Annotated in this window: 11 protein-coding genes; 7 read left to right on the forward strand and 4 right to left on the reverse strand. The window is 47.6% G+C overall.

Going from position 1 to position 12612, the window contains the following annotated elements; all coding sequences use genetic code 11:
- Positions 1–379 precede the first annotated feature (379 nt).
- Complete coding sequence (rppA, locus tag Q0R35_RS17880; protein WP_295621633.1) at positions 380–1066, reverse strand: two-component system response regulator RppA; 687 nt, start codon at positions 1064–1066, stop codon at positions 380–382.
- 243 nt (positions 1067–1309) lie between these two features.
- Between rppA and Q0R35_RS17885 the strand changes: the two genes are divergently transcribed.
- The 5 genes from Q0R35_RS17885 to Q0R35_RS17905 all read left to right on the forward strand — a co-directional run bounded on the left by Q0R35_RS17885 (position 1310) and on the right by Q0R35_RS17905 (position 6427).
- Positions 1310–3001 (forward strand): serine/threonine-protein kinase, encoded by a 1692-nt coding sequence (locus Q0R35_RS17885; RefSeq protein ID WP_295621636.1) that lies wholly within the window; start codon positions 1310–1312, stop codon positions 2999–3001.
- Positions 3002–3157: 156 nt separating this feature from the next.
- Positions 3158–3547, forward strand: a complete 390-nt coding sequence (locus Q0R35_RS17890; protein ID WP_295621639.1) for a ferredoxin — start codon at positions 3158–3160, stop codon at positions 3545–3547.
- 130 nt (positions 3548–3677) lie between these two features.
- The gene (locus tag Q0R35_RS17895) at positions 3678–5627 is read left to right on the forward strand and encodes a trypsin-like peptidase domain-containing protein (protein WP_295621642.1); all 1950 of its coding nucleotides are present in this window, start codon (positions 3678–3680) and stop codon (positions 5625–5627) included.
- A gap of 72 nt (positions 5628–5699) precedes the next feature.
- Positions 5700–5984 (forward strand): DUF2470 domain-containing protein, encoded by a 285-nt coding sequence (locus Q0R35_RS17900; RefSeq protein ID WP_295621645.1) that lies wholly within the window; start codon positions 5700–5702, stop codon positions 5982–5984.
- Positions 5985–6127: 143 nt separating this feature from the next.
- The gene (locus Q0R35_RS17905; protein ID WP_295621648.1) at positions 6128–6427 is read left to right on the forward strand and encodes a YkvA family protein; all 300 of its coding nucleotides are present in this window, start codon (positions 6128–6130) and stop codon (positions 6425–6427) included.
- A gap of 60 nt (positions 6428–6487) precedes the next feature.
- Here Q0R35_RS17905 and Q0R35_RS17910 read toward each other — a convergent pair whose 3' ends face one another.
- From Q0R35_RS17910 to Q0R35_RS17920, 3 genes are all read right to left on the reverse strand, one after another.
- On the reverse strand, positions 6488–7879 hold the full coding sequence (locus Q0R35_RS17910; RefSeq protein WP_295621652.1) for a Rieske 2Fe-2S domain-containing protein: 1392 nt from the start codon (positions 7877–7879) through the stop codon (positions 6488–6490).
- Between the two features lie 143 nt (positions 7880–8022).
- Positions 8023–9606, reverse strand: a complete 1584-nt coding sequence (locus tag Q0R35_RS17915; protein ID WP_295621656.1) for a B12-binding domain-containing radical SAM protein — start codon at positions 9604–9606, stop codon at positions 8023–8025.
- Positions 9607–9948: 342 nt separating this feature from the next.
- Positions 9949–10788 (reverse strand): RNA methyltransferase, encoded by an 840-nt coding sequence (locus Q0R35_RS17920; protein WP_295621658.1) that lies wholly within the window; start codon positions 10786–10788, stop codon positions 9949–9951.
- 174 nt (positions 10789–10962) lie between these two features.
- Here Q0R35_RS17920 and Q0R35_RS17925 point away from each other — a divergent pair, with 174 nt between their 5' ends.
- Together Q0R35_RS17925 and Q0R35_RS17930 are read left to right on the forward strand one after the other, a co-directional pair.
- Positions 10963–11781 carry a formylglycine-generating enzyme family protein gene (locus Q0R35_RS17925; RefSeq protein WP_295621661.1) on the forward strand — a complete coding sequence of 273 codons (819 nt, stop codon included), beginning with the start codon at positions 10963–10965 and terminating at the stop codon, positions 11779–11781.
- A gap of 87 nt (positions 11782–11868) precedes the next feature.
- The coding region (locus Q0R35_RS17930) for a prohibitin family protein (protein WP_295621664.1) at positions 11869–12612 on the forward strand (744 nt) is incomplete at its 3' end.

Below are 12612 nucleotides of genomic sequence, written 5' to 3' on the forward strand. Positions count from 1 at the left end.
CCTTGGAATGTAGTAACACCCACCCCGATTCTAACTAACCCACCCTTACGCAGGGGAGTTTGAGGGGCGGCGTTCCGCCTCTGGCACGGGGGGTCTGGGGGTCGGAACCCCCAGATCAGGGTTCTGCCCACGCAAATAATACTCGCAAACCACAAGTATTTATCGTCTGTCTTGATGCGCTAAACCCTGGGGAAACCCCAGGGTTTAGCGCATCGCTACCGCTACGCTTAGTACAAATAGTCATCGTCTAGCAACCGACAGGGCGATTCAGACAGCACAGCGATTGAAATCGCCGCTAGTGTTGCAAAGTCCGCCTACACGGACTGAGATTTAAGCATGTCTTAACCGCTCGTGAGCGACTGCCATAACAGAGGTAATCTTAAAGCCTAAGCCCAATCCGATAGCCCTTCCCATAAACAGTCTGAATCAATTCTGGCGAACCCTCAACCTCAATTTTCCGGCGGAGCAGTCGCACCAATGCAGCTAAAACATTACTACTAGGTGCGGTATTTTCCCCCCAGAGATGTGCTTGAATTTGGCTGTGAGTCATGACTTGCCCAGAATTCTGCATTAGATAGCCGAGTAACTGGGTTTCTTTTTCCGACAGCTCGATACTCCGTCCCCTCACATAGGCGAGTTGATTGTCAAGATCTAACTCTAAATCGTCCACTTGGAGTTTAGCTGGAGTGGGTGTAGGATCTGTCGTCGGTACCCGCCGGAGCAACGCGCGCACCCGCGCTAGTAATTCCCGCAACTCAAACGGCTTGATCAAATAATCATCCGCACCCGCATCGAGTCCAATTACCCGATCGTCGAGCGTATCTTTAGCTGTTAAAAATAATACTGGAGTTAGGTCGCCCCGATCGCGTAAATGTTGGCAAATCTGCAACCCAGTCAACTGCGGTAACATCCAGTCTAAAATTAGCAAATCGTAATTGCCACCACTAGCTAAAGTATAGCCAGTTCGACCGTCGGTAGCGACATCGATCGTATATCCTTCCCTAGTCAATAGTCGGCTCAATGGTTCTGTCAGAGCGGCTTCGTCATCTACAAGCAAAATTTTCATAGTAAGTTTATTCGGCACAGATGAACGATTCTGACTGCTGCGAGGGTATGATAAGAACGGTTAGAGATTTAAATTATCTATAATCGAATAAATACGACCGTCGATTTTAAAGATAACTAGCCAACCATCGATTCATCGGCATAACCGATCCAGATCGATCGCCATAAATTTCGCTCGATCTTGACTAAAATATGTTTAGTCAACCTTCTATATCCTCCTTAGTTCTAGGCGTAAGTTCTGGTTATGCACCCACCAATTCCATTGGGAACATTGCTCCAACAGCGTTACCGCGTGACCAAAGTATTAGGTCAGGGGGGGTTTGGTCGTACCTACTTATCTCAAGACACGGGCTGTTTTGACGAGATGTGCGTACTTAAAGAATTCAGCCCTAACGATCGCGGTCGCGACGCGCTCAAAAAGTCTAAGGAGCTATTCCAACGCGAAGCTCAAGTATTATATCAAATCAACCATCCCCAAATTCCTAAATTTCGTGCCAACTTTGAAGAGCAGAAACGGCTCTTTTTGGTGCAAGAGTATGCAGAGGGGAAAACCGTTGCCAAAACTCTCAGCGATCGCTTAAAAAATAGTACGACATTTACCGAACTCGAAGCCGTCGAATTTCTCAAGAATATGCTGCCAGTATTGTCGCATATTCACGCAATGGGCATCATTCACCGCGATATTTCTCCCGATAATATTATTTTTCGCGATCGCGATAAGTTGCCAGTTCTGATTGATTTTGGCGTTGTTAAAGCCGGAGTTACCCAACTCGAAGTCTCCACCCAAATCCATCAAGGCACTACTGTGGGCAAAGCCGGATACGCTCCGGGCGAACAACTGCAAACTGGCGAAGCTTACGCCAATAGCGATTTATATGCCCTAGCAGTCACCGTAGTAGTCATGATGACCGGACGCAAACCCGAAAGTCTGATTGACAAAAGTACCATGACCTGGAAATGGCATCAATGGGTGCCCACCTTGTCGCCGTGGTTTTCCAAAATTCTCAATAAAATGCTCAGTAGGGTACCTAATAGCCGCTACCAGTCCGCAAATGAGGTCGCGCAAGCTCTCCGCTCCGTCTCAGATTTCGTCGGCTCTACAGCCATTCCCACCGATGCTCCCGCAGGCACATTCGTCCCACCCACTGCGGGTAGTCGCATCACCGCAAACGATCGATCCTCATCTGCAAACAACCGTCCAGCGGTACCACTATCGCGAGTCAAACGCTCGAATATTCCCGTCCGCAAGCTGGAGCCGCTCCGACCCCAAAATCCGCTACGTGGAATTTTGAATACCCCCTGGGGAATTGCCCTAGGTGCGGCAGCAGCCGCACTGATATTTTTAGTACTCCCGATTTTTATTATCAGTCGATCGATGACAACATCGAATAGCGGCACTAAAACATTACCCCCCGCGCCGACAACTGCCATACCGACAGATCCAGCCGCCATCATTCCCCAGACACCAGCCCCAATTGCCACTACTGCGCCAATTGCACCCATCCCGGCGGCTACCCCCGCACCCGTACCTGTCGCTGCTGCTGCGGAAGCTTTGAACCTAGAACTGGGCAAACCACTGGTTAAAGAAGGGACGCTCAATGCCAACCAATCGACAGTCTTTAGTATGACGCTTCAGGCAGGGCAACAACTCAAGGCATCACTCAGTGGCAATCCGCCAGGAGCAACGATGAATATCCTCGCTCCCAATCAGGCGAATGTTGATGTCTACGCCAAAAATACGGTCAACTGGCAGGGCAATCTCCCGCTATCTGGCGAGTATCGAATCGAAATCGTCTCACCACCAGGTGCGACAACTGGTACTTATCGCCTAGAAATAGCTACTGCTGCTACAACACCCGCAGCAGCACCCACGACCCTGCCAGTAGTCGCGCCAGCAACAGCACCAGTCACTACACCCGCTCCAGCCGCTCCATAGGCGGGGGCAGAAATAGGTTTTAGGTTTTAGAAGTAACTTACTTCTTACTCCTTACTCCTTACTTCTTACTCCTTACTTCTTACTCCTTACTCCTTACTTCTTACTCCTTACTCCTTACTTCTCCCCGCTCCCATCTCCCCACTCCCATCTCCCCTCATGGATGATAACTTGCCAGACACCGAGATGTTTGCTAAATCGATCGCGCAACTAGGACTCGATCGCATTTCTCGACATATTCTAATTTGTGCAGACCAAACCAAACCTGTATGCTGCGATAAAGCCGATAGCCTAGCATCGTGGGATTATCTCAAACGCCGACTTAAAGAACTAAAGCTAGATCTGCCTGACGCACAGCCAGGATGCATATTTCGGACTAAAGCCAACTGTTTGCGCGTCTGTCATCACGGCCCGATCGTGGTTGTTTATCCCGATGGTGTTTGGTATCATTCTGCTACTCCAGCAGTCATCGAGCGCATCATTCAAGAACATTTATTAGAAAATCGGATCGTCACTGAGTATGCTTTTTTAACTCAACCGCTAAATTGAGTACGCAATCTCGCCATTTGAGTGCCATTGCTTTTTAAAAACCGATCGATTTGGTAGATATCTTTGGCATCTCAACTGTAACTAGCAACTTGGGTTAATATTAATCTCATCACAAGTTAGTTACATCCTCATGTCATCCAAAATTTCACTGTGGGCGGGACTAATCGGGATTACCGCTACAATTCCCCTCGTCCAAACGATCGCCTGTGCTAAGTCATCAGTCGAGATTGGCGAAACAGCTAAAGCAATTACCGTTTTAATTACCGAACCCAATAGTGTCGGTTCGGGAGTCATCCTGCAACAGCAAGGTGATATTTATACCGTCCTCACTGCCGCTCATGTAGTGAAGAACAAAGCCAGTTATCAAATTACGACATCCGACGATCGCAAGTACGATATTATTAGCAGCTCGATCCGTACATCTCCAGGTAATATCGATCTGGCAGTAGTTAAATTCAAATCGGCAACCAAATATCCCACCGCCAAACTCGGCAATTGTAACCTACTCAAATCGGGCATGGATTTATATGTCGGCGGATTTCCAAGTACGAGTACGGCTATCACCGAGTTAATCTTTGTATTTAGGGAAGGCAAAGTTTCTGCCAACAGCGATAAAGTTTTAGAAAAAGGCTACTCCTTGGTCTATAGCAACAATACATTACCAGGCATGAGCGGTGGCGCAGTTTTAAATAGCAACGGCGAACTAGTCGCCATTCACGGTAGGGGAGATCGCGATGACACTGGAGCCAAAACCGGATTCAATCTCGGCATCCCTGTCAATCGCTTCGCGACGGTTGCCAGCAAAATGGGCGTGGAGCTAGCCGCAGAAGTAGCACCCATTCCGCAAAACACCGCACCAAAAGCTGATGACTACATCGCATTAGCAGGGCAGAAGTTAAGTAAACAAGATTATACTGGCGCATTAGCCGACTACAATCGCACCATTCAACTCAATCCCAACTTGGCTATTGCCTACAGCTATCGTGCTTTTCTCAAAGAGGACAAACTCCAAGACCTTCAGGGCGGACTAGCCGACTACAATCGCGCTATTCAACTCGACCCCAACTTGGCTATTGCCTACAGCAATCGTGGTTTTCTCAAACAGGGCAAACTCCAGGACATTCGGGGCGGATTAGCCGACTACAATCGCGCCATCCAACTCGATCCTAAATCTGCGATTGCCTACAACAATCGCGGTTCGCTCAAACAGGAAAAACTCCAAGATGTTAGGGGCGGATTAGCCGATTTAAATCGCGCCATTCAACTCGACCCTAACTATGCTGGGGCTTACAACAATCGCGGTTTGCTCAAAGCGAACAAACTTCAGGACGTGCGGGGCGGATTAGCCGATTTAAATCGCGCCATCCAAATCGATCCTAACGATGCTACTGCCTACAACAATCGCGGTTCGCTTAAAGAAGAGAAACTCCAGGATGTTCGGGGCGGATTAGCCGACTACAATCGTGCCATTCAACTAGATCCCAAATTGGCTAGTGCCTATAACAATCGCGGCTTGCTCAAAGTGGACAAACTCCAGGATGTTTGGGGCGGATTCGCCGATTACAATCGTGCCATTCAACTCGACCCTAACTTGGCTAGTGCCTATAACAATCGCGGTTTGCTCAAAGCGGACAAACTTGATGATGTTCGGGGCGGATTAGCCGATTTAAATCGCGCCATCGAACTCGACCCTGACTATGCTACTGCTTACGACAATCGCGGTTGGCTCAAAGAAGAAAAACTCCAAGATGTGCGGGGCGGATTAGACGACTACAATCGTGCCCTCCAACTCAACCCTAACAATGCAATTGCTTATAACAATCGCGGTTTGCTCAAAGCGGACAAATTCCAGGACATTCAGGGAGCATTAGCCGATTTAAATCGCGCCATCCAACTCGACCCTGACTATGCGATCGCCTATAATAATCGCAGTATGCTGAAACACGATCGCTTAAATGATAAATCTGGAGCAATAGCTGATATGCAACGAGCCGCAGAATTATTTCAACAACAGGGCAACACAAAATTTTATCAGCTAGCCATCGAACGACTCAAAAAACAGACCGGGAAGCAACCCTAGTTTTAGCTATAAAGTGGATGTTTGCGGTACGATCGAGATATATTTTTTTAGCTACCACACCAACCTATTCTTATGGCAGATATTATCAGCCCAGAAATTAGCGATCGCATCTGCAAACACATGAACGACGATCATGCTTCCGCCGTGCTTACATACGCTCAAGTCTACGGTAAAGCCCCCACCGCCGCGACAGCCGCCATGAGTGCGATCGATCCCTTAGGTATGGATCTTACCGCCCAAGTCGATGGTGAAACCGTCAATTTGCGAATTCCGTTCGATCGCGAACTGCAAGACTCCGAAGACGCTCACCAAACCCTCATCGCCATGATTAAGCAAGCCAGAACCCTCTCGGCTTAATCCCTAAAACTATCAAGCTATCAAGCCTAAAACCTAAACAGGTGTGGACGACACGACAAAACTATCAGTTTTCCACACCTGTCGAAACTGAGTTAATTAGTAGATGATATAAGTAGCTCAGAAATAGCTCAAAGGAAACCGACATGAACTTTTCCATTCAATCGATTTACAACTGGTATCGCGACTTGTTACGTAATCCTAAATATCGGTGGTGGGTAGTAGCTGGCTCCATCGTTTATTTAGTTAGTCCGATCGATATTTCTCCCGATGTTTTCCCAATTATTGGTTGGCTCGATGATGGGATTGTGATCTCGTTATTAATTGCTGAGGTTTCGCAACTTGCCAAAGAAAAATTACAAGCGCAAAGCACTAGATCCGATAGAACAACAAAAACAACTGTTGAGGATGCTCCTGTTGATGTAAAGGCTGTGACAGTTGATTAATTAATACTGTTCTTCCAAAAACCCGACTTTTTGAAAAAGTCGGGTTTTTAGTTTTAGTGTCTACTTACGATTGCGGGCGGGAAGACGATCGCCTAGCTCTAGCTTAGTTTGCAGGCGATCGCAGACCCCCCAGCCGATCGCACCGACTCCCACTATACCGATCGCAATTAAGCCTATACTCAGGGCATTCTCACCACCATTCAGTGCAAAAATAGTAGCAACTATCCAAGCGAATATCGCGGTAATAACGATTGCGCTTTTAGCTGTTTTAATATTTTTATAGGCATTACTGCAACTCTGACAGTGTTCGGTATGACTGTGATACCTGTCGAGTAACTTTTCTGTTGGTAATGCTGGCGAAAAAGTTTGTCCGGGAAACGGAGCGGCTTGATAATCATTCAACCACTGACGGTATTCAAATACAAAGGCATCGGCTTTGGTTGGCAGATAAAAAGCCTGACTAAAATTCTCGCTCCCGCCGCTTTGGACTAGATAGCGTTCTTGATGGTGCAGAAAAATTTGGTCGTCTTCTAAAATCGCATTATTATTAATGTGCGAATACCATTGGGGGGTATTTTTAATAAAAAATGCCGGAACTTTACTCGCAAACTTAAATGGAAATCTGGCGAAAATTCGACATTCACCCTTGCGCGTTGGCGTGGCATATACTACCGTAATCGTTTCGCCAAATTGCTTCGATGTCAGCGAGTGCCACATCAGACATGGCGCGATAAAAGTGCTATCTTGTCTGCCTAGCGTACCTTTTCTCGGCCCTTCCGCCCAAGTGCCTGTAAAGCCTAATTTGTCGGATGAAGTTACTTCTAATTCTACCGGACTAGCATTCGATCGCTTGCCGACGCTATTGTGATGGGTAAATGGTAAATGACTCGGATCGAGAACATTTTCGAGCAGCGTCATCGCATCATAAGGCAAATCGCGAAACGTATTCATCATCACCCAGCCATCGCTCGGCTTGCCATCTACCATCGGTACCGGAATTAACGGTACGGGAGTCCCTACAGCTCTTGTAGCCGTCCCTGGATAGATAAATAATAATCCCTGATGCACCGCAGTTGGCAGCGATTTAACGCAAGCGCGGCGCGATGTTTCCGCTTTAGCATCGGGTAATTGCTGGGGGATGCGATCGCACGTACCATCGCCTGTAAATGCCCAGCCATGATAAGGACATTCCAATAACCCATCTTCGGCAATCCGCCCTTCCGATAGTCTAGCCAATCGATGGGGACAACGATCGTCGAATGCCCGCCAATCTGCTGCATGGCTATCCCACCAGATAACCAAGTCTCGATCGAGTAATGTAAACGGTGTCGGTGTGAGTTTATCCAGATCTTCAATATAAGCTACCGGATACCAAGATTCGATCGGCTCGAATTTCGTCGGTTCGTCTCCACCCGCTGTGACTCGATCCGTTGCTACTGCTGTTGTTACCATCGATGCCTTACCCTATGCAAATTATTTGCGTTACATCTCTTTACATTTTAGGATAACAATCGATCGCCGACCGATGCAAGGTTGGAGATCCCGCGATCTTAACGATATAACCACAGCGTGTTAATAATTGAATGAGTGTATCGCTAGATAATCTGGATTACTCGATCGGAGAGTATAGAGACATCGAGAGGGTCGGAGCCTAGCTGTCGAGCGATCCTTTCCCTGGCTAAAATCCGGTACTCCCAAAAATGTTCGCCAGTTAAGCACAAACCCAAATACATATTTAGCACCTGGGGCTTAGTGCGTAAAATCGTCCATAGTTGTCGCCAAAACTGTCCCCGCAGTGCGGGACGGCGCAGCCCTTGATGCCAGATTAACTGAGCTAAAACCCGCAGTCCTTTGCTCAGTGGTAGTTTCATCGTTTGCTGCGAACCAGTTTTAACAACGATGCTGAGGCATTGCTCGAAACAGCGATGGAGATAATTAGCAGGTTCGTACAATGTCCAGAAGCCATCTACATACTCTTGGGCAATGTCGGCGATGGGGCGGGTGGGGATAAAATTCATCAGGGTATTTTGATCCCCCGTCTCAGTAATGCCGATGCCCTCGATGAGCCGTTGCTCTCGTTCGAGTCGGTTCCAGAGTGCGGTATTGGGCAATGCTTGAAGGATGCCCAGCATCGGTTGGGGAATACTAGTTTGGGCGACAAAGGCTTGAATCCGTTCGCCTGCTCCAGTGCGTTCGCCATCGAAACCGAGGATAAATCCGGCGTAAATTAAGATTCCAGCTTGATTGATTTTTGCACAGGCTTCGACTAGTGGTTGGCGGGTATTTTGGAGTTTTTGGGTGACGTGAAGACTGTCTTGGTCGGGGGTTTCGATCCCTAGAAATACGGCATAGAATCGGGCTGCTGCCATCAATTGGAGCAATTCGTCATCCTCAGCTAAATTCACCGACGCTTCCGTCATAAAGGTGAAGGGGTAGTCATGCTGTTGCATCCAAGGAATCAGTTCGCGCAAAAAGTTTTTGACATTGCGCTGATTGCCAATAAAGTTATCATCGACGATGAATAGCGATCCGCGCCAACCTAAATCGTAGAGGGTTTGGAGTTCGGCGAGGGCTTGCTGTGGTGCTTTGGTGCGAGGTTTCCGACCGTAGAGAGAGATGATGTCACAAAATTCGCAGTTGAAGGGACAGCCCCGCGAAAACTGCATCGCCATCATGAAGTAGGCATCCATTTGGAGCAGATCGAAACGGGGCATGGGGCTGGTGGTGACATCTGGCTTATTTTCGATCGATCTGAAGACACCTTCTGCTTGCCCCTGTGCGATTGCCTCCACAAACAATGGTACCGTCATCTCCCCTTCATCCAGAATTAGGTAATGTACGCCAGCAGCCAAGGCATCCTGGGGCACTGAGGTGGGATAGGGGCCGCCTACGGCGATTTTTTTACCCAATCGTAGGGCTGTTTGAATTAGGGCGTGGAAGTCGGGTTTCTGCACCAGCATCGCCGAGAGAATTACCAGGTCGCACCACTCCCAATCTGCCTCGGTTTCCTGGCTGACATTGCGATCGTAAAATCGAATTTCCCAGTCTTGGGGTAATAGTGCCGCCACGGTAATAATTCCCAGCGGGGGAATCACTGCCTTGAGTCCAGCCATAGACATCGCTCGATCGTAAGACCAAAATGATTGCGGAAATCGAGGATAGAGCAGCAATGCTTTCATCGTAAACCTCTCATGATTTCAAAGCTTTTCCAACCTAACGAGTCAACCAATAGGTATAGAGTACATGATGAAGATACGATCTAAATCTCTACCGATCGATCGAATCATTCACGATCGATTATTCAGCATGACTAAAGATTCCGATCTAACAACAAGGAAAGCAAAAACAACGGGAGAACTAATTTCACAGCTATATAACAATTGTAGCATTAGTAAAAGATATTGTCATAAAAACCAAGCATTTCTTTTGCTTTCAACAATTTTATTCAGTCAAAATAAGTTGTGGAATAAATCTCAACCGGGTGATGTTCGATCGAAATTGATTCCACAACTAGCATAGAATTAAGATCGCGATCGATACACCTCATACAACATCAAACTTCCCGCTACCCCCAAATTGAGCGAATCTGCATCCCCCACCATCGGAATCCGCACCAAATGATGGCATAACTCCCGCTGCTGGCTGGTTAAACCTTGACGCTCTTCCCCTAAAAATAGTACCGTTAATCGGGGATAATCGAACTGATGGAGGTCGCATTTCCCCTCTGGCGATGCCCCAATAACTTGACAACGATGGCGTTGTAACCAATCAGCCAATCGATCGAAACTTGTGCGAACCAACTGCTGCGAGAACACTCCACACATCGAAGCCCGCATTACATCTGGATCGTAAGGATCGATCCGATCTCCAATCAAAATTAAACCCGCCGCACCGACAGCTTCCGATGTCCGGATGAGGGTGCCCAAATTTCCCGAAGATCGCACCATTTCTAGGGCTAGCCAACATAAGCCAGCCTGTGGCGAAATCTCATCTAATCTCGACCAACGTTGCTTGACAATTGCTGCGATGCCTGAAGCCCTTTCGGTGTAAGATATCTGTCGAAACTGTTCGGGGGTGAGATTGAGTGTCGGGACTCCATCTCGCCTGGCTTGGCGGACTAGCTTTCGTGCTAGCGGTGCAGTCAGCAACTTTTCGCTAAATAAAATCGTTACCAGCTCGAACCGATTGTCTGAGACTCGGACAAAATTACGAACGCCCTCGATGAAAAATAGTCTAGAGGCATCGCGATTCTCCTGGGGAGAGGCTTCGCCAACGGCGCGATTTTGATACAACCTTTTTGCTTGAGTTAATGTTGCCTCAACATTTAACCCCAGATGGTCGAAACACTTAGGCTCGACCATCCTCCCTAGCCAATCTCTGGCTCTCGATTACCAAAATTAATCTCATAAAACTGACGATCGCAGTAACTATGCTGCGGATTTTAACTTCATCTTTACCTATTTTAGCAGATCTCGATCGTCGTCAGCCTATGAGATACTAAAAGATCTATCGATCGCGCCTGTGCTTAAATCACCATGTCTGTTGTAGATAATCTCACCACTTATAGCTTTGAAACAGTCAGCGTCGATAATAATGGTGAAATTATCGATCGGCAACCGGGTACTGTCGAATGTTTCATCGAAAACTTGGGGGAGGAAGTCAGTCTCGATTTAGTCGCCATTCCTGGCGGTACATTCATCATGGGCGACAATCGCCACCATCAAGACGAACAGCCGCTCCACCAGGTGACATTATCAGCTTTTTTTATCGGTAAATATCCAATTACCGTCGCTCAATATCGACAGATGATGGGCGAGGATAAAGGGTACGGATTAGGATTAGATGACCCGATCGAACAGATATCTTGGCATGATGCCCTAGAATTTTGCACCAAATTATCGCACCAAACAGGCAGACAATACACCCTTCCCAGCGAGAGCCAGTGGGAATATGCCTGTCGCGCTGGTACTAATACCGCCTTTCATTTTGGCGATATAATTACCCCCGATTTAGTCAACTATAACGGCGATTACCCTTATGCAGGCGCGCCTCAAGGCGAAAATCGCGAACGCACCACCCCTGTCGGTAGCTTCCCCCCCAATGCTTTTGGCTTATCTGACATGCACGGTAATGTCTGGGAATGTTGCTTAGATACCTATCAGCCAAGCTATCGAGGCGCACCGATGGATGGAAGTGCTTGGGTAGATGCCAATGCTACCGAGCGCGATAAACGAGTGATGCGAGGTGGAGCTTGGGATTATGTGGCGCGCGGCTGTAGAAGTGCGGTGCGGTGCAGTTTGGCTCCAGATCTGCGAATGAATGGTTGTGGTTTGCGAGTGGTATTGAATAAGTAAGGAGTAGGAAGTAGGGAGGGTGGAGATCGCCGACATAAATCGAGATCGAGTTCTAAACTAGTAGGGAAACAGCAAAAAGTAGCCTAAATGACCGTTCGCAATAATCTTGACTGGAAACAAATAATCGCCATTGCCTTTGTAGTGATATTGGCAGTCATTGGGTTTAACTCATTTGTCGTCGTCAATCCTGGCGAGGCTGGGGTAGTGAGTGTCTTGGGTAAAGCGGCTGATGGAGTACTGCTAGAAGGCGTTCATTTCAAACCGCCGCTGGCTGGGAAAGTAGATATTTATGATATTACCGTCCAAAAATTTGAAGTTCCCGCTCAAAGTTCTACTAAAGACTTACAAGATTTAACTGCTAGCTTCGCCATCAATTTTCGGTTAGATCCATTACAAGTCGTCAATATTCGCCGTACCCAAGGGACGCTTCAAAATATCGTCTCTAAAATTATTGCGCCCCAAACTCAAGAATCTTTTAAAATTGCCGCCGCTCGGCGCACGGTAGAAGAAGCAATTACCAAACGCGACGAACTCAAGCAAGATTTCGATCTCGCCCTCAGCAATCGTCTAGAAAAATATGGAATCATCGTTCTCGATACCAGCGTTGTGGATTTAGATTTTTCGCCCGAATTTTCTAAAGCAGTAGAAGAGAAACAAATTGCCGAACAACGCGCTCAAAGAGCCGTCTACGTTGCTCAAGAAGCCGAGCAAGAAGCCGAAGCCAATGTCAACCGCGCCAAGGGGCAAGCCGAAGCCCAACGCCTATTACGCGAAACCCTGACAGCCGAATTATTGCAAAAACAAGCAATCGATAAATGGGATGGTAAATTC

The sequence above is a fragment of the Chamaesiphon sp. GL140_3_metabinner_50 genome (assembly GCF_025361915.1).
Taxonomy (GTDB): Bacteria; Cyanobacteriota; Cyanobacteriia; order Cyanobacteriales; family Chamaesiphonaceae; genus Chamaesiphon.